The 22,448-nt window shown below is 73.4% G+C and carries 20 protein-coding genes and 1 tRNA gene; 8 read left to right on the top strand and 13 right to left on the bottom strand.

The window, feature by feature from the left end:
• Window positions 1-2: 2 nt before the first annotated feature.
• The 6 genes from ACFP3U_RS08785 to ACFP3U_RS08760 all read right to left on the bottom strand — a co-directional run bounded on the left by ACFP3U_RS08785 (window position 3) and on the right by ACFP3U_RS08760 (window position 7,193).
• Complete coding sequence (locus ACFP3U_RS08785) at window positions 3-2,414, bottom strand: glycoside hydrolase family 65 protein (protein WP_380224721.1); 2,412 nt, start codon at window positions 2,412-2,414, stop codon at window positions 3-5.
• A complete protein-coding gene (locus tag ACFP3U_RS08780) occupies window positions 2,411-3,190 on the bottom strand; it encodes an HAD family hydrolase (protein WP_380224720.1) in 780 nt (259 codons plus the stop codon). Before ACFP3U_RS08780 ends, ACFP3U_RS08785 begins: the two co-directional genes overlap by 4 nt.
• Before the next feature lie 90 nt (window positions 3,191-3,280).
• Entirely contained in the window at window positions 3,281-4,066 is a 786-nt protein-coding gene (locus ACFP3U_RS08775) for a VOC family protein (RefSeq protein WP_380224719.1), read from the bottom strand.
• A 178-nt stretch (window positions 4,067-4,244) separates the two neighbouring features.
• Entirely contained in the window at window positions 4,245-4,706 is a 462-nt protein-coding gene (locus ACFP3U_RS08770; RefSeq protein ID WP_380224717.1) for an SRPBCC family protein, read from the bottom strand.
• 111 nt (window positions 4,707-4,817) lie between these two features.
• Window positions 4,818-6,638: an LCP family protein gene (locus tag ACFP3U_RS08765; protein ID WP_380224716.1), complete on the bottom strand. Its 1,821-nt coding sequence runs from the start codon at window positions 6,636-6,638 to the stop codon at window positions 4,818-4,820.
• A gap of 482 nt (window positions 6,639-7,120) precedes the next feature.
• Window positions 7,121-7,193, bottom strand: a tRNA-Lys gene (locus tag ACFP3U_RS08760).
• Between the two features lie 420 nt (window positions 7,194-7,613).
• Between ACFP3U_RS08760 and ACFP3U_RS08755 the strand changes: the two genes are divergently transcribed.
• The 8 genes from ACFP3U_RS08755 (at window position 7,614) to aroC (ending at window position 16,640) form a co-directional block, all read left to right on the top strand.
• Complete coding sequence (locus ACFP3U_RS08755) at window positions 7,614-8,525, top strand: aromatic prenyltransferase (RefSeq protein ID WP_380224715.1); 912 nt, start codon at window positions 7,614-7,616, stop codon at window positions 8,523-8,525.
• A gap of 169 nt (window positions 8,526-8,694) precedes the next feature.
• Window positions 8,695-9,732, top strand: coding sequence for a mevalonate kinase (gene mvk / locus ACFP3U_RS08750; RefSeq protein WP_380224714.1), 1,038 nt, complete (start codon window positions 8,695-8,697; stop codon window positions 9,730-9,732).
• On the top strand, window positions 9,722-10,786 hold the full coding sequence (gene mvaD, locus ACFP3U_RS08745; RefSeq protein WP_380224713.1) for a diphosphomevalonate decarboxylase: 1,065 nt from the start codon (window positions 9,722-9,724) through the stop codon (window positions 10,784-10,786). Before mvk ends, mvaD begins: the two co-directional genes overlap by 11 nt.
• Window positions 10,783-11,964: a phosphomevalonate kinase gene (locus ACFP3U_RS08740; protein WP_380224712.1), complete on the top strand. Its 1,182-nt coding sequence runs from the start codon at window positions 10,783-10,785 to the stop codon at window positions 11,962-11,964. The genes mvaD and ACFP3U_RS08740 overlap by 4 nt, the downstream gene beginning before the upstream one ends.
• On the top strand, window positions 11,961-13,043 hold the full coding sequence (gene fni, locus ACFP3U_RS08735; protein WP_380224711.1) for a type 2 isopentenyl-diphosphate Delta-isomerase: 1,083 nt from the start codon (window positions 11,961-11,963) through the stop codon (window positions 13,041-13,043). The genes ACFP3U_RS08740 and fni overlap by 4 nt, the downstream gene beginning before the upstream one ends.
• Window positions 13,040-14,101, top strand: coding sequence for a hydroxymethylglutaryl-CoA reductase (locus ACFP3U_RS08730; RefSeq protein WP_380224710.1), 1,062 nt, complete (start codon window positions 13,040-13,042; stop codon window positions 14,099-14,101). The genes fni and ACFP3U_RS08730 overlap by 4 nt, the downstream gene beginning before the upstream one ends.
• A 3-nt stretch (window positions 14,102-14,104) precedes the next feature.
• Window positions 14,105-15,325 (top strand): hydroxymethylglutaryl-CoA synthase, encoded by a 1,221-nt coding sequence (locus ACFP3U_RS08725; RefSeq protein ID WP_380224709.1) that lies wholly within the window; start codon window positions 14,105-14,107, stop codon window positions 15,323-15,325.
• A 130-nt stretch (window positions 15,326-15,455) separates the two neighbouring features.
• Window positions 15,456-16,640, top strand: a complete 1,185-nt coding sequence (aroC, locus tag ACFP3U_RS08720; protein ID WP_380224708.1) for a chorismate synthase — start codon at window positions 15,456-15,458, stop codon at window positions 16,638-16,640.
• A gap of 70 nt (window positions 16,641-16,710) precedes the next feature.
• On the opposite strand, the gene ACFP3U_RS08715 is transcribed toward aroC, so the two are convergent.
• The 7 genes from ACFP3U_RS08715 to ACFP3U_RS08685 form a co-directional block, all read right to left on the bottom strand.
• Window positions 16,711-16,941: a MerR family transcriptional regulator gene (locus ACFP3U_RS08715; RefSeq protein WP_380224707.1), complete on the bottom strand. Its 231-nt coding sequence runs from the start codon at window positions 16,939-16,941 to the stop codon at window positions 16,711-16,713.
• The gene (locus ACFP3U_RS08710; protein ID WP_380224705.1) at window positions 16,890-17,513 is read right to left on the bottom strand and encodes a hypothetical protein; all 624 of its coding nucleotides are present in this window, start codon (window positions 17,511-17,513) and stop codon (window positions 16,890-16,892) included. The genes ACFP3U_RS08715 and ACFP3U_RS08710 overlap by 52 nt, the downstream gene beginning before the upstream one ends.
• A gap of 50 nt (window positions 17,514-17,563) precedes the next feature.
• Window positions 17,564-18,046, bottom strand: coding sequence for a PhzA/PhzB family protein (locus tag ACFP3U_RS08705; protein ID WP_380224704.1), 483 nt, complete (start codon window positions 18,044-18,046; stop codon window positions 17,564-17,566).
• A 56-nt stretch (window positions 18,047-18,102) separates the two neighbouring features.
• A complete protein-coding gene (gene phzG / locus ACFP3U_RS08700; protein ID WP_380224703.1) occupies window positions 18,103-18,798 on the bottom strand; it encodes a phenazine biosynthesis FMN-dependent oxidase PhzG in 696 nt (231 codons plus the stop codon).
• Window positions 18,791-19,627, bottom strand: a complete 837-nt coding sequence (locus ACFP3U_RS08695; protein WP_380224702.1) for a PhzF family phenazine biosynthesis protein — start codon at window positions 19,625-19,627, stop codon at window positions 18,791-18,793. Before ACFP3U_RS08695 ends, phzG begins: the two co-directional genes overlap by 8 nt.
• A gap of 236 nt (window positions 19,628-19,863) precedes the next feature.
• Window positions 19,864-21,822, bottom strand: coding sequence for an anthranilate synthase family protein (locus tag ACFP3U_RS08690; protein ID WP_380224701.1), 1,959 nt, complete (start codon window positions 21,820-21,822; stop codon window positions 19,864-19,866).
• The gene (locus ACFP3U_RS08685; RefSeq protein WP_380224699.1) at window positions 21,819-22,442 is read right to left on the bottom strand and encodes an isochorismatase family protein; all 624 of its coding nucleotides are present in this window, start codon (window positions 22,440-22,442) and stop codon (window positions 21,819-21,821) included. The genes ACFP3U_RS08690 and ACFP3U_RS08685 overlap by 4 nt, the downstream gene beginning before the upstream one ends.
• Between the last annotated feature and the right edge of the window lie 6 nt (window positions 22,443-22,448).

Raw genomic sequence — 22,448 nt, 5'->3', positions numbered from 1 at the left:
CGCTACTCGGCGGCCAGGTGGTCGGGCCCGGAGGAGATCCGGCCGCCGGTGACACCCGCCTGGGGCTGCCGGCGGGCCGGTTCGCGGCCGGGCGGCTGGCCGCAGCGCTCCTGGGCGGGTGGGGTGACGGTCGGCAGCGAGACCGGTTCGCCGGCCTTCACCTGCACCGTCTCGCCGTCGTGCCGCAGCTGGATCACATCGCCCCGGCGCAGCGTGTACGTGGTCTCGTCGTGGTCGATCCGCACCCCCAGCAGCTTCCCGCGGATCAGCAGCGAGAAGCTGAGCCGCATCAGCCCGGCGGGCAGCCGGGGCCGGAACCAGAGCGTCTCGCCGTGGTCCCGGAGGCCGCCGAAGCCGGCCACCAGCGCGATGCAGGCCCCCGCGAGCGAGGCCATGTGCAGTCCGTCGCGGGTGTTGCCGCCGAGGTCGTGGAGGTCCATCAGGGCGGCCTCGGCGGTGTAGTCGTACGCGAGGTCGAGCTGGCCGACCTCGGCGGCGATCACCGCCTGGGTGCACGCGGAGAGCGAGGAGTCGCGGACGGTCAGCCGCTCGTAGTAGGCGAAGTTGCGGGCCTTCTGCTCGTCGGTGAACGCGTCGCCGCGGACCTGCATGGCGAGCACCAGGTCGGCCTGCTTGACCACCTGCTTCCGGTACAGGTCGAAGTACGGGTAGTGCAGCAGCAGCGGGTAGTTCTCGCGCGGGGTGTTCTCGAAGTCCCAGACCTGGTGGTCGGTGAAGCCGTCGGCCTGCGGGTGGACGCCGAGGTTCTCGTCGTACGGGACGAACATCGCGGCCGCGGCGTCCCGCCAGGCCGCGGTCTCCTCGGTGTCGACGCCGAGCGCGGCGGCCTCGCGCGGGTGCCGGGCGGCGGCCTCGGCGGCGGCGCGCAGGTTCGTCTGCGCCATGAGGTTGGTGTAGACGTTGTTGTCGGCGACGGCGCTGTACTCGTCCGGGCCGGTGACGCCCTCGATGCGGAACCGGCCGATCGCGTCGTGGTGGCCGAGCGAGCGCCACATCCGGGCCGTCTCGACGAGGAGTTCGATCCCGTACTCGCGCTCGAACTCGGTGTCCCCGCTGGTGCGGACGTAGCGGGCGACGGCGACGGCGATGTCCGCGCCGATGTGGAACGCGGCGGTGCCGGCCGGCCAGTAGCCCGAGCACTCCTCGCCGCGGATCGTCCGCCAGGGGAACACCGCTCCGGCGAGGCCGAGTTGGACCGCGCGGTCGCGGGCCAGCGGCAGGGTGGTGTGCCGCCAGCGCAGGGCCTGGGTGACGGCGGACGGCAGGCAGTAGGTGAGCACCGTCAGGACGAAGGCCTCGGTGTCCCAGAAGCTGTGGCCGTCGTAACCGGGGCCGGTCAGCCCCTTGGCGGGGATGGCGCGCTCCTCGCTGCGGGCGCCGGCCTGGAGCACGTGGAAGAGGGCGAACCGGACGGCCTGCTGGAGTTCGACGTCGCCCTCGATCTCGACGTCGCTGGTGTCCCAGAACTCCTGGAGGAAGTCCGCCTGTTCGGCGACCAGGCCGTCCCAGCCGGTGTACCGGGCGGCGGTCAGCGCGGCCTCCACCTGGTCCCGGACGGCGGGCAGCGAGCGGGTCGCGGACCAGCCGTAGGCCATGAACTTCACCAGCCGCAGCTTCTCGCCGGGGCGGAGCACGGTGGTGACGCTGATCCGGCAGTGGTCGGTCTCCGCCTCGGCGACGGTGTCCAGCCGGTCCGGCCCCTCGATGACGTGGTCCATGCCGGCGGCGACCCGGATGCCGCTGTACCGGGTGCGGTGGACCAGCACCGCCTTGGTGCCGCCGGCGTGGTTCGTCTCGGCGATCAGCGGGGCCTCCAGGACGGCGGCGGCCCGCGGGTCGCCGTCGGCGCCGCCGGGCAGCTGCTCGTTGGCCACCAGTTCGCTCTGGAGCACGATCCGCACCGGGCCGTCCACCGCCTCCACGGTGTACTCGACGGCGGCGACCGCCCGCTGGGTGAGCGAGACCAGCCGGGTGGAGCCGACCCGGATGGTCCGCCCGGCCGGGGAGGTCCACTCGGCGGCGCGCCGCAGCAGGCCCTCGCGGAAGTCCAACCAGCGGCGGTGGCTGATCAGTTCGCCGTACCGGAGGTCGAAGGGCTCGTCGTCCGCCAGCAGCCGGATGATCTTGCCGTTGGTCACGTTGATGACGCTCTGGCTGGACTCCGGGTAGCCGTAGCCGCCCTCGCCGTACGGCAGCGGCCGGAGCTCGAAGACGCCGTTGAGGTAGGTGCCGGGCAGGCCGTGCGGCTCGCCCTCGTCGAGGTTGGCCCGCAGGCCGATGTGGCCGTTGGAGAGCGCGAACACGGACTCGGCGCGGGCCATCGAGGTGAGGTCGAGGCCCTGTTCGACGACCTGCCAGGGGTCGACGACGAAGGGCTGCTCCTGAGCGGTCATTCCGGCGCCCCCTCGGGCTGGTCGGCCCGGGGGCCCGGGCCGGGGATCAGTTCGGCGAGGTCCTGGACGACCACGGAGGCGCCGTCGCGGCGCAGTTCGGCGGCCTGCCCGGTGCGGTCCACCCCGACCACCGCGCCGAAGCCGCCGGCCCGGCCGGAGGCGACCCCGGCCAGCGCGTCCTCGAACACGGCGGCGTGCGCGGGCTCGACGCCCAGCGCCCGGGCGGCGGCCAGGTAGGTGTCCGGCGCGGGCTTGCCCGGCAGCCCGTCCCGCTTGGCGACGACACCGTCCACGATCACGTCGAAGTAGCCCTCGATGCCCGCCGCGCGCAGCACGTCCCGGCAGTTGGCGCTGGACGAGACCACCGCGGCGGGCAGGCCGAGCGCGCGCAGCCGGCGCACGTAGGCGACCGAGCCCTCGTACGGGGCGACGCCCTGCTCGCGGATCATCCGCAGCACGGTGTCGTTCTTGGCGCGGCTGACGCCCTGCACGGTGCGGGCGCCCGGCGGGTCGGCGTCGGTGCCCTCGGGCAGCTCGATCCCCCGGCTCCGGAGGAACGCGCGGGTACCGTCGAGTCTCGGCCGCCCGTCGACGAAGGCGTCGTAGTCGGCGACGGCGTCGAACGGGGTGAACGGCCCGCCGGTGCGGGCGGCTTCGGCGCGCAGGAAGGCATCGAAGGTGTCCTTCCAGGCCGCGGCGTGCACCGTGGCGGTCTGGGTGAGCACCCCGTCGAGGTCGAAGAGGAAAGCGCGGATGTCGTCCGGTAGCCCCAGCATGGGTGCAGTCTTACCCGCCGAGGCGCGTCGGGCCGCCCATTCCCGGCGGCGCGTCGCGGGAACGGGCGGCCGGGCCGGGACGGCCGGGGCTCAGGGGGAGTCCGGGGTGGAGGTGACGGCGAAGACCGCGCCCTGCGGGTCGCACACCACGGCCATCCGCCCGGCCTGCATGTCGAAGGGCGGCTGGACCACCGAGCCGCCGGCCTTCACCAGGGCGTCCACCGTGGAGTCGGTGTCGTCCACCGAGAAGTAGGTCATCCAGTGCGAGGGGGTGCCCGGCGCCAGGTACTCGGCGACCGGCTGCATCCCGCCCACCGTGTGGTCGCCGACGTTGAGCGAGAAGAACCCGTCCATGCCCTGGATGGTCCCCGGACGCAGGCCGAGCGCCTGCTGGTAGAACCGGCCGGCCGCGGCCGTGTCGGTGGTGTTGAGCTCGTTCCAGACCAGCGCGCCGGGCTCGTTGACGATGCCCGCGCCGATGAACTCCAGCTTCTGCCAGACGCCGAAGAGCGCGCCGGTCGGGTCCGCGGCGATCAGCATCCGGCCGGTGTCGCCCACGTCCATCACCGGGTAGACGATGGTGCCGCCGGCGCCGGCGATGGCCTGCCCGGCGGCGTCGGCGTCGTCCGTGGCGAGGTAGGTGGTCCAGGAGACCGGGGGCAGCGGCTGGCCCTCCGGGCCGGAGCGGGCCATGATCCCGGCGACCGGCTTGCCGTTCAGCGAGCACACGGCGTAGCCGCCGAACTCCGGCGGGCCGACCTCGCCCTGCCAGCCGAACAGGTCGCGGTAGAAGTCGAGCGCGGCCTGCTGGTCGCTCGCCATCAGGTCCACCCAGCACGGGGTGCCGGGCTTGTACGGTGCGGTGACTACGGGCATTCCTGGGCCTCCAAGCGATGGTCCTCCGCCGGACGGGCCGCCCGGGCGCGGGCCCCGCGGGCCGCGCGGCCCGACGGCCGTACACCGCCCACGATCGCCGTGCCTCCGCGATCCCGCCACCGGACGGCGTCCTGGCGGGCCACCGGCCGCCGCGGGGCCCCGGGCCGTGGCGCCGCCGTCACGGCGCGTGGTGGTGGCCGCCCGGGGTGAACAGCGGCTGCGCGGTGCCGCTCTGCGCGTAGTCCTTCAGCCGGACGAGCAACTGGGCCCAGGTGCCGGCCACCGCGGGCACGCCGTCCTCGCTGCCGGGCTGCCAGCCGCCGTGCCGGAACAGCAGCCTGGTGCGGTGGGCGGTCCCGCCCGGCTCGTCGGGCAGGTCGGTGAGGTCCCAGCTGATCCAGGTGCCGGCCCAGTGCGGGGGGAAGGCGCCGGCGTTCGTCCAGACCACCCGGTCGGGGTCGGCCCGCTCGCGCCGCAGCCGGAACGGCTCGGGGACGTCGGGGAAGCCGAACAGCAGCACGTCGTCCTCCCGCGCCACCTCGGTGGTCCACCAGGAGGTCAGGCCGTCGTGGGTGGTCAGCGCGGCGAGGACGGCGGCGCGGGGCGCGGCGATGTCCAGCTCCAGGGCGATCTCGGCCATCGGGTCCGCCTTTCGGGCCTGCGGTCCCCCCGCGTGTCCGACAGGCCCACCATGGCACGGGCCCGCGACGCCCGCGCCCCGGTACCGGCCCCGGAGGCGAGCGGGCGAGTATCAGCCGCCGGAGCCGTAGGTGGTGTTGTCGCAGATGTTGTCGTCCGCCGAGCGGGCGTCGCTGACCAGGCTGCCGGGCAGCGACTCGGGCGAGGCCGGGGTGGACGGGGCCGCCGGGCCGCCGGTGGTCGCGCCCGGGGAGGTCGCGCCGCCGTTGGCCGTCGCGAAGTCCTTGCCGACGATCACGGTGACGCCGGCCGAGCTGCCGGGCTCGACGATCGCGCCGGGGAACACCGCGGCGACCTTCTCGGCGTTCGCCTTCTGCCCGGAGCCGTACTGGACCATCGTGGTCGTGTACTTGAGGTTGTCCGCCCGGCCGACCGCGTTGGCGGTGAACTTGGCCGCCTTCAGCTGCTCGGCCGCCTTGCCGGCCATGCCGCCGGCGGTGGTGCCGGTGTAGACCGACACCCGGATGTTCTTGTTGGCGGTGTCGGACGCCAGCGGGGAGGAGGCGGCGGCGGTGTGCGCCGCGGCGGCCGGGCCGGTCGGGGCCGACGAGGCCGGGGCGGTCGGGGAGGCGGCCTCGGCGGGCTGCTCGCCGGTGGCGTTCTGGCCGTCGATCGTCTGGTCGGACTTGAGGGTCGCCCAGAGCTTCTTGGCATCCGCCTGGACGATGTCGATGTTCTTGTCGACGGTCCGGTAGCGCCAGGGCAGGGTGACGAACTTGAGGTCGTGCAGGTCGATGTTGCGCAGCGAGAGGCCGAAGTTGAGCAGCTTGTCCGCGCTGTCGAGGCCGGGGTCGACGGTCAGCGAGCTGGTGGCGGCGTTGGCGAGCGGCAGCAGGGTGGTCGGGCTGAGCCCTTCCTTCTTGATCTTGGTGGCGAGCGAGCCGATGAACGCCTGCTGGCGCTTCATCCGGCCGATGTCGGAGCCGTCGCCGAGGCCGTGCCGCAGCCGCACGTAGTCGAGGGCCTGCTGGCCCTCCACCTTCTGCGGGCCCTTCTTCAGGACCACGGCGCCCTTGCTGGGCAGCTTCTCGTTGAGGTCCCTCTCGTGGATGTCCTCCGGCAGGCAGACGTCGACGCCGTCGACCGCCTTGGTCATCGCCGAGAAGCCCTGGAAGTCGACCACGATGGTGTGGTCGACCCGGATCCCGGTGAGCGTCTCCACGGTGTTCTGGGTGCAGGCGGGGTTGCCGGCGTCGGAGCCGCCGACGGAGAAGGCCGCGTTGAACAGATTGCTGTTCTCGCCCTTGGTCCACTTGCCGCTGGGCAGCTTGCACGGCGGGATGGCCACCATCGCGTTGCGCGGGATGGAGATGCCCACGGCGTGCTTGTGGTCCGCGTAGACGTGCAGCAGGATCGTGGTGTCGGAGCGGGCGCCGCCGTCCTCGCCGCCGCCGAGGTCGGAGTTGTTCTTGCCGCGGCTGTCGGAGCCGATCAGCAGGAGGTTGACCGGCTTGTTGCCGTCCGCGTCGGCCTGCGCCTCCGGCGGACGGTCCTTGGCTATCGCGTCCGCGTCGAAGGACTTGATGTTGCCGTTGAGCTTGAAGTAGATCAGCCCGCCGGTGCCCGCGAGCAGGACGAGCGCACCGGCGGCGGACCAGGCGACGATCTTCTTGACGTTCCGCTTCGGCTTGCGCGCGGCCGCCCGGGCCGCGGCCCGCCCGCCACCGGCCGGCGGCGCGCCCTGGGCCGCGCCCCCCTTGTCCTGAGCCGCCTTGCCCTGGGCCGCCCGGCGGGCCTCGGCGCGGCCGCCCGCCCGGGGCGGGGGCACCGCCGCACCGGGCGCTCCGGGCGTGCCGCCGTTCGCGCCGTCGGCCGTGAGCGCACCGGGCGCGTCGTCACCGCGGGCCGGACCCTCGTCCCACTGACCAGACATGCCTGAACCTTTCACCGGCGGACGCCGCGCCCGTCTTGACCGGACGCACTGCACACAGAGAGACGGTTCAGAACGCTCCCGGGTTGCACATACGACGGTCGCAAAAACCGACGAACGCCCCCGGCCGCTCCGTCCGCAGCCCTCCGCACAGGCCCGATGTCCCCCAGCAGACCCACCTTGGATCATACAAAGTGGTCGTCCTACCTCATCGAGCCGTGTGCTCGGCGTACTCGGCTGCAGCCCCGGCCGCCCCACCCGGCGCGGCACGGGCGGCGCCGGCGGTGCCAGCGATCCGGCGGCACCGGCGGTCCGGCGGCGCGGCCAGGTGCAGAATTCCAACGATCAGTCAGAAAGACTTCACGCCAAGGGATTTGCCTGCCCCGAGCATGGGGAGCGGGGCCGAGAGCGCGGCCGGGCGGCGAGGCGACCGGGGAACGGCGAAGGCCCGGGTCGGAGACGTCCGACCCGGGCCTTCGTGCCGGTGGGGCGCCAGGGGCTCGAACCCTGAACCTACGGATTAAAAGTCCGCTGCTCTACCCATTGAGCTAGCACCCCGACACCGGGGACATCATGCCAGACCGGCCGACCGCGTGCCGCCGAATACCACCTCGCGTCCGGGGGGCCGGACTCCGGTGGGGGTCACGTGACCCAGGTCACTTTCGGGGGGGCTTGGCCCCGGCGCCGCCGCGTGTCACTATTTCTGCACGCCCACCCTGCCCAAAACCCGTTACGGGGGCGGGTGTTGAGTGTCGAAACCGCCGGTCCGCGCAGGTCGGACCAGGTCCGCGGTCGGCACGGTACTGGTTCCCCCTCGGTTCGTCCGTCACCCGCGTGAGTCGCGGCGTGCGCGCATCCGCCCGGCCTCCGGCGCGGCTGCCCGACCGGTGGGGGGACGGCTGCGCAAACGTCGCACCTCGCACAGCCGCGACGCGTCCCGATCCACACAGACGCCACGATTGGACAGGTGGAAGAAGAATGTCGGAAAGCGCCTTCCTGGAGAACTTCTACGCGGCCATCGAGGGAACCGCCCGCGTGGTCGAGGTGCCCTTCGAGCGCGAGACGGTGTGGCCGATCCTGACCGCCTACCAGGACGTGCTCCCGGAGTCGGTGATCTCCTTCCGGGTGCAGAACAGCCCGAACGGCGCCGATGACCTGGACTGCCGCTTCACCATGCTCCCCCGGGGCCTCGACCCCTACGCCGTCGCCCTGGAGCACGGCCTGACCGAGAAGACCGACCACCCCGTCGGCAAGCTGCTGGCCGAGGTCCACGGCTCGCTCCCGATCGACAGCTGCGGCGTCGACTTCGGCGTCCGGGCCGGGTTCACCAAGACCTGGTCCTTCCCCACCATCGAGCGGCTGCTGACGACCCGTGAGATCGCCGCGCTGCCCTCGGCGCCGGAGGGGGTCACCGCCAACCTCGACCTCTTCGACCGCTACGGGCTGTCGGACATCGTCAGCACCGTCGGCATCGACTACGGCAGCCGGACGGTCAACCTCTACTTCGGCGGCGGCGCCTCCGGCCGCGTGCCGCGGGAGACCTTCGCGCCCGAGGGCGTCCGCGCGCTGCTGGCGGAGGTCGGCCTGCCCGCCCCCAGCGAGGAACTGCTGGAGTTCAACGAGAAGGCGTTCGTCATGTACGCCACCCTGAGCTGGGACTCGCCGAAGATCTCGCGGCTCACCTTCTCCGTCATGACGCCCGAGCCGCTGGCGCTGCCGGTCACCGTCGCCCCGCAGATCACCCAGCTCGTGCAGAACGCCCCGTACAGCACCGAGGGCCGCAACTTCGTCTACGGCGTCACCGCCACGCCCAAGGGCGAGTACCACAAGATCCAGTCGTACTACCAGTGGAAGCGGCCGGTCGAGAAGATGCTCGTCGCCGAGGCGTAACCCGCACCACCCGCACCACCCGCACCACCCGGGCCTGCCGGGGACCGAGAACACGGTCCCCGGCAGGCCCTTTTCGGTCCCGACCCGATGCACGCGTCCGACGCAGTACGCAGTACGCGGGACCGCCGCCGGATTCATTCCTTCCGAGAACTCTGGATGAGCGATCTCCATGCAGAAACGAAACGGGGAGCTGAGTTCGTTGTCCCTACCCGCCGCACCCGAGGGGTTGTCGGAGCACCGCGGGGCCCGGCCGGTCGGTACCGGCCGCGCCCGCGCCAAGGCGATCGTGCTGGGTGAGCACGCGGTCGTCTACGGAGCCCCGGCGCTCGCCCTCCCGGTTCCGCAGCTGGGCGTCACGGCCACCGCCGGGTACTCCGCGCAGTCGCCGGCCGACCCGGACGACTTCTCCCTCACCATGACCGGCTCCGACTCCCGCCCGAAGGCCACCCAGGCGTCCGGCGGACTGCACCGGCTGACCGCCGAGTTCCGCGCCGCGATGGGCGTGCCCGACAGCCTGCACCTCGATGTGATCATCGACTGCGCGATCCCGGTCGGCCGCGGCCTCGGCTCCAGCGCGGCCTGCGCGCGCGCCGTGGTGCACGCGCTGGCCGACCTCTTCGACCGCGAGGTCACGCCGCAGATGGCGTTCGACCTGGTGCAGACGGCCGAGAACGTGGCCCACGGCCGGGCCAGCGGCGTCGACGCGATGGCCGTCGGCGCGACCACACCGCTGCTGTTCCAGGCGGGCCGGGCGCAGGAGCTGCCGATCGGCTGCGACGGCCTGTTCGTCGTCGCGGACAGCGGCGTCGCCGGCCAGACCAAGGACGCCGTCGAGCTGCTCCGCCAGGGCTTCCGGCAGCACCCGGGCAGCCAGGCGGCCTTCGTCCGACGGGCCTCCGAGCTGACCGACACGGCCCGGCTGGCGCTCGCCGAGGGCCGGCCCGAGGAACTCGGCGCGCAGCTGACCGAGTACCACGAGCTGCTCCGCGCGGGCGGCCTGAGCACCGACCGGATCGACGGGATGGTCGCGGCCGCGCTCGACGCGGGCGGCCTCGGCGCCAAGATCACCGGCGGCGGCATGGGCGGCTGCGTGATCGCGCTGGCCCGCGAGGAGCAGGCCGCGGCGGTCACCGCCGCCCTGCTGGCGGCCGGCGCCGACCAGACCTGGTCCGTACCGCTGAGGGAGCACCCCGGCCATGGCCACTGAACAGCCGACCGCCACCGCACCACCGACCGGCGCGGCCACCGCGACCGCCGCGGGGGACGCCACCGCCGTCGCGCACCCGAACATCGCGCTGATCAAGTACTGGGGCAAGCGGGACGAGCGGCTCGTCCTCCCCTGGACCGACAGCCTCTCGATGACCCTGGACGTCTTCCCGACCACCACCCGGGTCCGGCTCGACCCGGCGGCCGGGCAGGACACCGTGACGCTCGACGGCGTCCCCCTGGAGGGCGAGCCGCGCCGCCGGGTGGTCGCCTTCCTCGACCTGGTCCGGGAGCGCGCCGGGCGGCCCGCGCGGGCCGTGGTGGAGACCGGGAACACCGTCCCCACCGGGGCCGGACTCGCCTCCTCCGCGAGCGGGTTCGCCGCGCTGGCCGCCGCCGCCTCCGCCGCCTACGGGCTCGGCCTCGACGCCACCGGACTGTCCCGGCTGGCCCGGCGCGGCTCCGGCTCGGCCTCGCGGTCGGTCTTCGGCGGCTTCGCGATCTGGCACGCCGGACAGCCGGACCACGGCGCCGACCCCGACCTCGGCTCGTACGCCGAACCGGTGCCGGTGCCGGTGGACGAGCTGGACCCGGCGCTGGTCGTCGCGGTGGTCGACGCCGGCCCCAAGGCGGTGTCCAGCCGGGAGGCGATGCGCCGCACCGTCGACACCTCGCCGCTGTACCGGCCGTGGGCCGCCTCCAGCCAGGCCGACCTGGCCGACATGCGGGAGGCTCTGCGCCGGGCCGACCTCGACGCGGTGGGCGAGGTCGCCGAGCGCAACGCGCTCGGGATGCACGCCACGATGCTGGCGGCCCGCCCGGCGGTGCGCTACCTCTCAGCGGCCACCGTGACCGTGCTGGACGCCGTGCTGGAGCTGCGCCGCTCCGGGGTGTCGGCCTGGGCGACCATGGACGCCGGACCCAACGTCAAGGTGCTCTGCCGCCGGGCCGAGGCGGACCGGGTGGCCGGGGTGGTCCGCGAGGCCGTCCGAAGCGGCTCGGTGCACATCGCCGGGCCCGGGCCGGCCGCCCGGCTGCTGGACGCGGACGCATGACGACCGGCCGCCCGCCGGTGGTCCGGCGCGCGCCGGGCAAGCTGTTCGTCGCAGGCGAGTACGCGGTGGTGGAGCCGGGCAACCCGGCGATCCTGGTGGCGGTCGACCGCCATGTCACGGCCACCGTCACCGAGCCCGCCGAGGCGGGGGTGGTGATCTCCTCCGACCTCACCGCGGCGCCGGTGCGCTGGCTGCGCCGGGGCGACCGGCTCGACCCGGTCGGGGTCGCGGACGCCGACCGGGCCCGCCGCGAGCTGGCCCACGTGCTCGCCGCGGTCCGGACCGTCACCCGGCTGCTGGCCGAACACGGGCGGCCCGCACCGGACCTGTCCATCGCGATCAGCAGCACGATGCACGAGAACGGCGTCAAGTTCGGCCTCGGGTCGAGCGGCGCGGTGACCGTGGCGACCGTCGCGGCGGTGGCCGCGCACGCCGGCCTGGCGCTGTCGGCCGAGGAGCGGTACCGGCTGGCCCTGCTGGCCTCGGCGGAGCTCGACCCCAAGGGCTCCGGCGGCGACCTCGCCGCCAGCACCTGGGGCGGCTGGATCGCCTACCGGGCACCCGACCGGACCGCCGTCCTCGACCTGGCCCGCCGGCACGGCGTGGCCGGGGCCCTGGCCGCGCCCTGGCCGGGCTTCGCAGTCCGCCGGCTGCCGCCGCCGGCCGGCCTGGCCCTGGAGGTCGGCTGGACCGGCACCCCCGCCTCCACCACGGACCTGGTGTCCGGTCTGCACCGCAAGGCCTGGCGCGGCACCGCCTCCCACCGCCGGTTCGTGGCGGCCACCACCGACTGCGTGCGGGCCACGGCCGAGGCGCTCGAACGGGGCGACCGGCACGGGCTGCTGGCCACCGTCCGGCGCGCCCGGCGGGAGCTGGCCCGGCTGGACGAGGAGGCCGGGATCGGCATCTTCACCCCCGCCCTGACGGCGCTGTGCGACGCCGCCGAGGCCGTCGGCGGCGCGGCCAAGCCCTCCGGCGCGGGGGGCGGCGACTGCGGCATCGCGCTGCTGGAGACCGCGGACGCCGGACCCGCCGGACCCGCCGTCAGCACCGAGGACACCGCGCACACCGGGGCCACCGGAGCCTCGCCGGACATCGACCACCTACGCGAACGCTGGACCGCGGCCGGGGTGCGACCCCTGGCCCTGCGTCCCGCCACGGAAGGGAACGAGGAATGATCTCTCAACGCAAGGACGACCACGTCCGGCTCGCGGTCGAGCAGCAGCACGGCCACGTCGGGCGCAACCAGTTCGACGAGGTGTCGTTCGTCCACCACGCCCTGGCCGGGATCGACCGACCGGACGTCTCGCTGGAGACGAGCTTCGCCGGGATCACCTGGCCGGTCCCGCTGTACATCAACGCGATGACCGGCGGCAGCGAGATGACCGGCAGAATCAACCGCGACCTCGCGATCGCCGCCCGGGAGACCGGGGTGCCGATCGCCTCGGGCTCGATGAGCGCCTACTTCAAGGACGAGTCCTGCGCCGGCACCTTCAGCGTGCTGCGCGAGGAGAACCCGGACGGCTTCGTCCTGGCCAACGTCAACGCGACGGCCTCGGTCGAGAAGGCGCGCCGCGCCGTCGACCTGCTGAAGGCCGACGCGCTGCAGATCCACATCAACACCGTGCAGGAGACGGTGATGCCGGAGGGCGACCGCTCGTTCTCCGCCTGGGTGCCGCAGATCGGCAAGATCGTGGCGGCCGTGGACGTGCCGGTGATCGTCAAGGAGGTCGGCTTCGGGCTCAGCCGGGAGACCGTCCTGACGCTGCGCGAGCTGGGCGTGCGGGTGGCCGACCTCGGCGGCCGGGGCGGCACCGACTTCGCCCGGATCGAGAACGGCCGGCGCGACCTGCGCGACTACACCTTCCTGGAGGGCTGGGGCCTGTCCACCGCCGCCTGCCTGCTGGACGCGCGGGACGTGGACCTGCCCGTGCTGGCCTCCGGCGGCGTGCGCCACCCGCTCGACGTGGCCCGCGCGCTGGCGCTCGGCGCCTCCGGCGTCGGCGCGTCCGGCACCTTCCTGCGCACCCTGATGGACGAGGGCGTGGACGCGCTGGTCACCCAACTGTCCAGCTGGCTCGACCAGTTGGCGGCGATGATGACCATGCTCGGGGCGGCCACCCCGGCCGCGCTGACCGGCCGGGACCTGCTGATCCAGGGCACCCTGCGCGAGTTCTGCACCGACCGGGGCATCGACCCCGCGCAGTTCGCCCGGCGCTCCGCCGCCGGGACCACCACCACCGGAGGCACCCGATGACCGACGACCACGCCATCGCCGGCGTCCCGATGCGCTGGGTGGGCCCGGTCCGCATCTCGGGCAACGTCGCCACCACCGAGACGCACGTCCCGCTGGCCACCTACGAGTCGCCGCTGTGGCCCTCGGTGGGCCGGGGCGCGAAGGTCTCCATGCTGGCCGAGCAGGGCATCGTCGCCACCCTGGTCGACGAGCGGATGACCCGCTCGGTGCTGGTCGAGGCGACCGACGCGCAGACCGCGCTGGCCGCCGCCCGGAGCATCGAGGCCCGCTTCGAGGAGCTCAAGGAGGTGGTGCGCGGCTGCAGCCGGTTCGCCGAACTCGTCAACGTCCGGCACGAGATCAACGCCAACCTGCTGTTCGTCCGGTTCGAGTTCACCACCGGCGACGCCTCCGGGCACAACATGGCGACGCTCGCCTCCGACGTGCTGCTGCAGCACCTGCTGCGGACCGTCCCCGGCATCTCCTACGGGTCGATCTCGGGGAACTACTGCACCGACAAGAAGGCCACCGCGATCAACGGCATCCTCGGCCGCGGCAAGAACGTGGTGACCGAGCTGCTGGTGCCGCGCGAGGTGGTCACCGACGTGCTGCACACCACGGCGGCGAAGGTCGTCCAGCTGAACATCCGCAAGAACATGCTCGGCACCCTGCTCGCCGGCGGCATCCGCTCGGCCAACGCGCACTTCGCGAACATGCTGCTCGGCTTCTACCTGGCCACCGGCCAGGACGCCGCCAACATCGTCGAGGGCTCGCAGGGCGTCGTGATGGCCGAGGACCGCGACGGCGACCTGTACTTCGCCTGCACCCTGCCGAACCTGATCGTCGGCACGGTCGGCAACGGCAAGGGGCTCGCCTTCGTCGAGACCAACCTGGCCCGGCTCGGCTGCCGGGCCGACCGCGAGCCCGGCGAGAACGCCCGCCGGCTCGCCGTCATCGCGGCGGCGACCGTGCTGTGCGGCGAACTCTCGCTGCTCGCGGCGCAGACCAACCCGGGCGAGCTGATGCGCGCCCACGTCCATCTGGAACGCGGCAACAAGACGGAGAAGGTCGGGGTGTAGGGGATGTCCACCAGTACCGCCAGTACAGCCAGCACCACCAGTACGGCCAGTACGGCCAGTACCACTGTCGGAATTCACGATCTGTCGTTCGCCACCACCGAGTTCGTGCTGCCGCACACGGCGCTCGCCGAGTACAACGGCACCGAGATCGGCAAGTACCACGTGGGCATCGGCCAGCAGTCGATGAGCGTGCCGGCCGCCGACGAGGACATCGTCACCCTGGGGGCCGCGGCCGCCGCGCCGATCGTCGCCCGGCACGGCGCGGACGGGATCCGGACCCTGGTGTTCGCCACCGAGTCCTCGATCGACCAGGCCAAGGCCGCGGGCGTGTACGTCCACTCGCTGCTCGGCCTGCCGTCCGCGACCCGGGTGGTCGAGCTCAAGCAGGCCTGCTACGGGGCCACCGCGGCCCTGCAGTTCGCCATCGGCCTGATCCACCGCGACCCGTCCCAGAAGGTCCTGGTGGTGGCGAGCGACGTCTCCAAGTACGAGCTGGACAGCCCCGGCGAGGCGACCCAGGGCGCCGCCGCCGTGGCGATGCTGGTCAGCGCGGACCCGGCGCTGGTGCGGATCGAGGACCCCTCGGGCCTGTTCACCGCCGACGTGATGGACTTCTGGCGGCCGAACTACCGGGACGCCGCGCTGGTCGACGGCCAGGAGTCCATCGGCGCCTACCTCCAGGCCGTCCAGGGCACCTGGAAGGACTACAGCGAGCAGGGCGGCCGGCCGCTGGAGGCGTTCAGCGCCTTCTGCTACCACCAGCCGTTCACCAAGATGGCCTACAAGGCCCACCGCCACCTGCTGAACTCCGCCGGGCACGACACCGACGAGACGGCGGTCAAGCAGGCCCTCGGGCTCACCACCGCGTACAACGCGGTGATCGGCAACAGCTACACCGCCTCGGTGTACCTGGGCCTGGCCGCGCTGCTCGACCAGGCGGAGGACCTCACCGGGCAGCCGGTGGGCTTCCTCAGCTACGGCTCGGGCAGTGTCGCGGAGTTCTTCGCCGGGACGGTGGTGCCCGGCTACCGGGAGCACCTGCGGACGGCCGAGCACCGGACGGCGATCGAGCGGCGGCAGGCGATCGGCTACGACCGCTACCGCGCGCTGCACGAGCGGACCCTGCCGACCGACGGGAGCGACCACGCGACCCCGGCCGAGACCACCGGCCCGTTCCGGCTGGCGGGGATCAGCGGGCACAAGCGGCTCTACGAGAAGCGCTGACGGCGCGCGGGGCCGGGGGCTCCCGTCCTCGGGGAGCCCCCGGCCCCGCCCCGTCCGCCCCGATCGCGGGGCCAACAATCGGCGAACCACCGGCGAGAGATCGCCGTGGCGAAGTGAGGAGCAGGCACCGTTGAGCAGGTTGCGCTGGCTGACCGCGGGCGAGTCGCACGGACCCGCGCTGGTCGCGACACTGGAGGGGCTGCCCGCCGGCGTCCCGGTGACCACCGCACTGGTGGCGGACCAACTCGCCCGGCGGCGGCTGGGCTACGGCCGCGGCGCCCGGATGTCCTTCGAGCGGGACGAGGTGAGCCTGCTCGGCGGCGTCCGGCACGGGCTGACCCTCGGCTCGCCGGTCTCGGTGATGGTGGCCAACTCCGAGTGGCCGAAGTGGGAGCAGGTCATGGCGGCCGATCCGGTGGACCCGGAGGTGCTGGCCGGCTCGGCCCGCAACGCGCCGCTGACCCGGCCCCGGCCCGGGCACGCGGACCTCGCGGGGATGCAGAAGTACGGCTTCGACGAGGCGCGGCCGGTCCTGGAGCGCGCCAGCGCCCGGGAGACCGCCGCCCGGGTGGCGCTGGGCGCGATCGCCCGCTCCTACCTGCGGGAGACCGTCGGCGTGGAGCTCGTCTCGCACGTGGTGGAGCTGGCCGCGACGAAGGCCCCGGCCGGGGTGCCGCCGCTGCCCTCGGACGAGGAGCGGCTGGACGCGGACCCGGTGCGCTGCCTGGACGCCGGCGCCTCGCGGGCGATGGTCGAGGAGATCGACCGGGCCCGCAAGGACGGCGACACCCTGGGCGGGGTGGTCGAGGTGCTGGCGTACGGGGTGCCGGTCGGGCTGGGTTCGCACGTGCACTGGGACCGCCGGCTGGACGCCCGGCTGGCCGCCGCGCTGATGGGCATCCAGGCGATCAAGGGTGTCGAGCTCGGCGACGGCTTCGGACTGGCCCGGGTGCCCGGCTCGCTGGCGCACGACGAGATCGTGCCGACCGCGGACGGCGCCCGGCGGCTGTCCGGTCGCGCCGGCGGCACCGAGGGCGGCCTGTCCACCGGCGAGCCGCTGCGGGTGCGCGCGGCGATGAAGCCGATCGCGACCGTGCCCCGGGCGCTGGCCACCGTGGACGTCGCCACCGGGGAGCCGGCCAGGGCGCACCACCAGCGCTCCGACGTCTGCGCGGTGCCGGCCGCCGGGATCGTCGCGGAGGCGATGGTCGCGCTGGTGCTGGCGGACGCGGTGGCGGAGAAGTTCGGCGGCGACAGTGTGCCGGAGATCCGGCGCAACGCGCGGTCGTACCTTGAGCACCTGCGGATCCGTTGACGGGCGGTATTGCCGCCCGCCCGGCAACGGATCCGCGGGGTTGTCACACGCCGAGCGTCGCCGGTGCGCGTCAGTGCCGGCGGCGCAGGGCGATCTCGGTGAGTTCCTCGATGTCGAACTCCGAGCGGCCGGGCGTGCCGTAGCGGGTGATCTTGCCGCGGCTGACCCATTTGCGGATGGTCGCCTCGGAGACGCCCGCGGCGAGCGCGGCGACGTTCGTCGGGACCAGCCGGTGGCGGGGCGGGCGGCTCAGACGGCCGCCTTGCGCCGTTGGTCCAAGAGATGCCGTAGCGTGAGCCATTCGCGTATCCCCCATGAATGTCCGGACGAGCAGCCGATGCTGGTCCGTCTCCCGTTGGTGTGCTGCGGTGAGGCGTCGATCGTCCCCGGGCAGCCGTCCACCACGCAGGCCCGGGTGGGCACCGCGCGGTCGCCGGCCTCGGGGTCGATCGCGTTGAGCAGTTCGACCCGCAGGTCCTCGATCTCGTCGGCGAACTCGGCGGCCGGCGGCTGCGCGGTGAGCCAGTCCAGGTGGCGGTCGAGGAACCGGGCCAGGTGCGGCACCGAGCGGATCGCCGTGGTGGTGCCGAGCCGCTCGGCGGCGAATCCCGACCAGGCCTCCAGGATCGCCACGATGTTGTTGCGGGCGTCGATCGCGGCCAGGTTCAGCCGGTCCCGGCGGCGGCTCCCGGAGACCCGGGTGGGATTGCGCCGCCGGGGCTCGGTCTGGATGTGGTGCAGGCACTCCTGGTGCAGCTCCGGGAGTGCCCGCAGGGTGCGTTCCAACTGCCTGATGCACGGGTCGCAGAGGACGGACCCCGCGGCCGCGGGGATCTCCCGTCCGTGGTTCCTCGGACACGAGTGGAACTCCATCGAATCTCCTTCGTGCGTGCGTCCGGCACCCGGACTCCCTGCCCGACGGGTCAGTCGGTGGGAATCCAGTCCCGCCTGATGTGCGGGGTCTCGATGCCGAGCGACTTCATGTGCTCGATCGGGTTGGTGTACTCGCGGCTGGCGGCGATGAAGCCGTCCCGCAGCGTGAATCCGTGGATGAAGTGGTTGCGGTAGTGCCCCTCGGGGTAGCCGGGGAAGCGGATGGTGCCCTCGCCGTCGCACTCGACCATGACCGTGTCCGGGTCCTGGGTCTCGTAGAAGCGGACGTCGAACCAGCGCCAGTCCGGCAGGACTTCGAGGGAGAGCTCGTTGTGGCGCTTGAGCTTCTCCCGGCCGGTGACGACGATCGGCCGGCCGATGTCGGTGTAGAACAGGGCGGCGGTGCCGTCCTCGGTGTAGAGGGTGTACCGGCGCAGCCGGGCCTCCGGGCCCGTCTCCAGGTACCGCTCGACGGCCCGGCGGTTGCGGGCGCGCAGATCGTGGTGGTCGGCGAAGATCTGTGGCGAGGTCATGACATCTCCTCGGACGTAGGACCGGGCGGGGGTGCGCGGCCGGGGCCGCGCGGGGATCACGGCTGGAGCCGGCTGACCCCCCAGCCGTCGGCGGTGCGGTCGTAGCGCAACCGCTCGTGCAGCCGGTCGGTGCCGTCGGCCCAGAACTCCAGGGCGTCGGGCACGAGTTCGAAGGCCACGTAGGACGCGGGTCGGGGCAGCGGCTGCTGCGGCCGGCCCAGCTCCAGCGCCTTGGCCCGCAGCTCCTCGAAGTGGTCGAGGTCCTCCACCGGCCGGCTCTGCCGGGAGACGGTGGTCATCGGGTGGGTGAACACCGCCCGGGCCGCCCACAGCTCCTCCGCCATGGCGTCGGACAGCTGCCGCACCGGCCCGGCCAGGATGATCTGCTGGCTGGTCTCCCGCCAGTACAGGACGCCGGACGCCCAGGGGTTCTCCACCAGCTCCCGGCCCTTCTGGCTGTCGGCGTGGGTGGCGAAGACGATCCCGGTGTCGGTGATCCGGTTGATCACCAGGATCCGGGACGAACTGCGGCCCCGGGCGTCGGCGGTGGCCAGCGCGAGCGCCCGCGGCTCCCGCACGCCGTGCCCGACCGCGTCCGCCAGCCAGGAGTTCAGCAGGCCCATCGGCTCGGCCGGCGGGGTGCGGAACTCGGGGAAGTCGACCGCGACGGTCCCGGACAGCGACTCGGACCGCTTCCGTGCGGACTGCGCGGACTGGTCAGGCTGTGTGGACTGGGTGGACTGTTCAGACATGCAGCACTCCTTCGATGGTGACGACACCGTGGCCCGAGACCTCGACGCTGTCGACGCGGTCGCCCTCGCCGTGCACCAGGGCGCCCATCGGCGAGGGGCGGCCGATCTCGACGCCCTGGGTGATCTCGATGCGCCGCCCGTAGGCCCCGAGGCCGTGCCGGGCGAGGTGGATGGCGATGGGCCCGGCGGCGGAGCCGGTCGCGGCGTCCTCCACGACTCCGTACGCGGGCGAGAACATGCGGTTGCGCCAGGTGGTCCCGGAGCCGGCGATGCAGTTGGTCGCCATGTCCGGGAACCTGGCCAGCGCGCGGTGGTCCGGGTCGACCTTGGAGAGCGCCTCGACGCTCTCGAAGCCGACCAGGACGTGCCGCGGACCGTTGCGGTAGATCTCCACCGGGAGCGTCGAGCCGCTCACCCCGAGCGCCCAGAGCAGCTCCTCGGCGCGTTCGAACGGCTCCCAGACCGGCACCGGCTGGCGCATGCTGGTGGCGACGGTCCGGCCGTCCACCCGCTCCAGCTCGAACGGGATGACGCCCATCGCGGTCTCGATCCGCAGCGAGTCGGCCTCGGTGTGACCGCCCAGCGCGATCGCCGTGCCGAGCAACGGGTGCCCCGCGAAGGGGAGTTCGTTCACCGGGGTGAAGATCCGCACATGGTGGTCGCCGCCCTGCTTGGGGGCGAGCACGAAGGTGGTCTCGGAGAGGTTCATCTCCCGGGCGATGCGCTGCATCTGCTCACCGGACAGGTCGTCGGCCCCGAAGAAGACCGCCACCGGATTGCCGGTGAGGGGCCGGCGCGCGAACGCGTCGACGACGACGTACTTGTGCATGGGTCCTCCCACTGGTCGTTTGGGGACTGCGGGCCGCGCGGCGTCGGCAAAGGTGTGGTGCTCCTCGCCGGGAGCGCGCGGTGCGCCGGGTTCGGAAGGCGCGGTTCACCGCGCCGCGTGCCGGATCGCGACGCGGCTGCGGGCAGGGGGAGCCGGACCGGCACTCACGGGGGAGAGCGCCGGCCCGGCGGTCCCGGGGGCGGCCGGCCGCCCGGCGAGGCCGGGCGGCGGGCGGCTCAGGCGGGGTCGGAGACCCGCGCCGGACCGAGCAGTCCGGTCAGGGCGGTGGCCACGATCCGCGGCCCCTCCCTGGTGAGGACGGACTCGGGGTGGAACTGGAAGGAGGCGAAGCCGGGCCCGCGCATCGCGTGGACCTCTCCGCTCTCCGGATCACGGCTCAGCAGGACCGGGCCGACGCCGTCCACGGGGACTTCGTCCGCCTCGCCGACCAGGGCGAAGGTGTTGTAGAACCCGACCCGCTCGGCGCTGCCGAACAGGTCGATCGCCTTCTGCACACCCTGGTTGGGCACCGTGCGGCGGCGGATCGGCAGACCGAGCCGGAGCCCGAGCACCTGATGGCTCAGGCACACCGCGAGGAACGGCCGGCGCTCGGCCAGCAGGGTCTCGATCGACGAGCGCAGATGCCGCATCTTGGGGTGCGCGGCCTCCTGCGGGTCGCCCGGGCCCGGACCCATCACCACCAGGTCGTGGCCCTCGAAGGCGTACTCCTCGTCGAACCGGCGCACCGTGACGCGCAGGCCCAGGGAGCGCAGCTCCTGCTCGATCATCGAGGTGAAGGTGTCCTCGGCGTCGATCACCAGGACGCTGCGCCCGGCGAGTTCGGGCCGGGACGAGGCGCGGGAGTCGGCGTCGGCGAGCCAGAAGTCGGCGATCGAGTCGTTGCGCGCCGCCAGGGCCCGGAGCACGCTGGGGTGATCGGCGAAACGTTTCTGTTCTCCGCCGTCCAGCGCGGCGACCAGCCCGGCCGCCTTGGCCCGGGTCTCCGCCGCCTCCGAGGCCGGGTCGGAGTGCCGCACGATGGTGGAACCCACCGCGATGCCGATCCGCCCCTGCGGGCTGATGTCCGCGGTCCGGATCAGGATCGCGGTGTCCATGACCCGCTCCCCCGCCGCGTCCCGCCCGATCAGCGCGGCGACCCCGCTGTAGTAGCCGCGCCCGCCCGGCTCGTACCGGTGGATGATCCGGCAGGCGCTCTCCACCGGGCTGCCCGTCACGGTCGGCGCGAACATCGTCTCGCGCAGGATCTCCCGCACGTCCCGGTCGGTCCGGCCCTCGATCAGGTACTCGGTGTGCGCGAGCCGGGCCATCTCCTTGAGATACGGCCCGACCACCCGGCCGCCACCGGGGCAGATCCGGGCCATCATCTTGAGCTCCTCGTCCACCACCATGTAGAGCTCGTCGGTCTCCTTGCGGTCGCCGAGGAACTCCAGCACGCCCGACAGGGTCGGCCCGGACGGCGGGTAGCGGTAGGTGCCGCTGATCGGGTTCATCACCGCCGTGCCGTCCCGGAGGCTGACGTGCCGCTCCGGCGAGGCGCCGACCAGCGTCCGCTCCCCGGTGTGCACCAGGAAGGTCCAGTACGCGCCGGTCTCGTGCTCCAGCAGCCGGCGGAACAGCGCGGGCGCGCTCAGCGGGCCGTAGTCGGTGATGTCGGCGACGAAGGTGCGCCTGATGACGAAGTTCGCGCCCTCGCCGGTGCCGATCATCTCCTTGACGACCCGGCCGACCACCTCGCCGTACGCCTCGTCGTCGATGTCGAAGGCGCCGCCGGCCAGCGGGGTCGGCACGTCCGGGATCCGGCTCAGCGCCTCCGCCAGCGGCAGCCGCTGCTGGCCGGTGACGGTCATCGCCACCAGCGGCGTCCCGTCGTCGGCGGCCTCGAAGCCGCGCTCGGCGAGCTGCCGGTAGGGGACGACCACGAACACCTCGTGCCGCTCCCCCGCGCCGGGCTCCGCGGCCTCGGGCAGCGGGATGTCGGCCAGCGCGGCGGGCAGCGCGACCGAGCCGGTCAGCACCTCCACCACCGGACCGCCGCCGTCCCCGGCGCCGGCCGCACCGGGCCGGTGCAGCAGGACGAAGGCCTCCGGCCGGCCCTCCAGCACCTGGCCGAGCAGGTCGGGGCCGCTCTCGTTCCCGCTCTCGTTCCCGGGGGTCCCGGGCAGGCCGCGCGTCATGCGAACAACCCCTTCACGGTGGTGACCCGGGCACAGCGCTCGGCGGCGTACGTCAGCGCCGAGCGGTGGTACTCCGCCGAGAAGTCGGCTGTGGCGTCGGCGACGAAGAACACCTGGATGTCGTTGGTGAAGGCCTCGATGGCGGTGGCCAGCACGCCGACGTGGGCGTAGACGCCGCACAGCACCAGCTGGTCGCGGCCGGCGGCACGCATCCGCTCCAGCAGGTCGGTCCGGAAGAAGGCGCTGTAGCGCCACTTGGTGAGCAGCCAGTCCTGCGGGGCCGGCGCCAGGGCGTCGACCACCTGGCGATCCTCCGGGGAGGGGGTCATACCGGGCCCCCAGAAGTCCTTGAGGAGGCCGCGCTGCTCATCGGTCATGCCGCCCGGCTGGGCGGTGTAGGCGACCGGCACGCCCAGGCCGGCACAGCGGTCGCGCAGGCGCGCCGCGTTGCCGACGAGTTCGTTCCGGGTGCTGTCGTGGAGGGGCTCCAGGAAGTACCGCTGCATGTCGTGGACGAGGAGGACCGCGCGGTCCGGCTCGGCGGCCCAGGACACGGTGGCCGGCGGCAGGTCGCCCTCGGCTGGTAACGGGTACGACGGGATCGGGGGTATGCCGGTCATGGCTCC

Origin of the sequence: Kitasatospora misakiensis (assembly GCF_042656005.1) — a bacterium.
GTDB classification, from domain to species: domain Bacteria; phylum Actinomycetota; class Actinomycetes; order Streptomycetales; family Streptomycetaceae; genus Kitasatospora; species Kitasatospora misakiensis.
Note: the sequence above shows the minus strand (reverse complement) of the source record. Positions and strands in the feature narration are given on the sequence as shown.

Bases quoted from the DNA above. Each gene is read 5' to 3' on its own strand.
- ACFP3U_RS08725 (WP_380224709.1), top strand. From the start codon at position 14,105: ATGTCCACCAGTACCGCCAGTACAGCCAGCACCACCAGTACGGCCAGT.
- ACFP3U_RS08690 (WP_380224701.1), bottom strand. From the start codon at position 21,822: ATGACGCGCGGCCTGCCCGGGACCCCCGGGAACGAGAGCGGGAACGAG.
- ACFP3U_RS08710 (WP_380224705.1), bottom strand. From the start codon at position 17,513: ATGGAGTTCCACTCGTGTCCGAGGAACCACGGACGGGAGATCCCCGCG.
- ACFP3U_RS08695 (WP_380224702.1), bottom strand. From the start codon at position 19,627: ATGCACAAGTACGTCGTCGTCGACGCGTTCGCGCGCCGGCCCCTCACC.
- mvaD (WP_380224713.1), top strand. From the start codon at position 9,722: ATGGCCACTGAACAGCCGACCGCCACCGCACCACCGACCGGCGCGGCC.
- phzG (WP_380224703.1), bottom strand. From the start codon at position 18,798: ATGTCTGAACAGTCCACCCAGTCCACACAGCCTGACCAGTCCGCGCAG.
- ACFP3U_RS08785 (WP_380224721.1), bottom strand. From the start codon at position 2,414: ATGACCGCTCAGGAGCAGCCCTTCGTCGTCGACCCCTGGCAGGTCGTC.
- fni (WP_380224711.1), top strand. From the start codon at position 11,961: ATGATCTCTCAACGCAAGGACGACCACGTCCGGCTCGCGGTCGAGCAG.
- ACFP3U_RS08715 (WP_380224707.1), bottom strand. From the start codon at position 16,941: ATGGCTCACGCTACGGCATCTCTTGGACCAACGGCGCAAGGCGGCCGT.
- ACFP3U_RS08740 (WP_380224712.1), top strand. From the start codon at position 10,783: ATGACGACCGGCCGCCCGCCGGTGGTCCGGCGCGCGCCGGGCAAGCTG.
- ACFP3U_RS08780 (WP_380224720.1), bottom strand. From the start codon at position 3,190: ATGCTGGGGCTACCGGACGACATCCGCGCTTTCCTCTTCGACCTCGAC.
- mvk (WP_380224714.1), top strand. From the start codon at position 8,695: ATGCAGAAACGAAACGGGGAGCTGAGTTCGTTGTCCCTACCCGCCGCA.
- ACFP3U_RS08705 (WP_380224704.1), bottom strand. From the start codon at position 18,046: ATGACCTCGCCACAGATCTTCGCCGACCACCACGATCTGCGCGCCCGC.
- ACFP3U_RS08775 (WP_380224719.1), bottom strand. From the start codon at position 4,066: ATGCCCGTAGTCACCGCACCGTACAAGCCCGGCACCCCGTGCTGGGTG.
- ACFP3U_RS08770 (WP_380224717.1), bottom strand. From the start codon at position 4,706: ATGGCCGAGATCGCCCTGGAGCTGGACATCGCCGCGCCCCGCGCCGCC.
- ACFP3U_RS08765 (WP_380224716.1), bottom strand. From the start codon at position 6,638: ATGTCTGGTCAGTGGGACGAGGGTCCGGCCCGCGGTGACGACGCGCCC.
- ACFP3U_RS08730 (WP_380224710.1), top strand. From the start codon at position 13,040: ATGACCGACGACCACGCCATCGCCGGCGTCCCGATGCGCTGGGTGGGC.
- ACFP3U_RS08755 (WP_380224715.1), top strand. From the start codon at position 7,614: ATGTCGGAAAGCGCCTTCCTGGAGAACTTCTACGCGGCCATCGAGGGA.
- ACFP3U_RS08685 (WP_380224699.1), bottom strand. From the start codon at position 22,442: ATGACCGGCATACCCCCGATCCCGTCGTACCCGTTACCAGCCGAGGGC.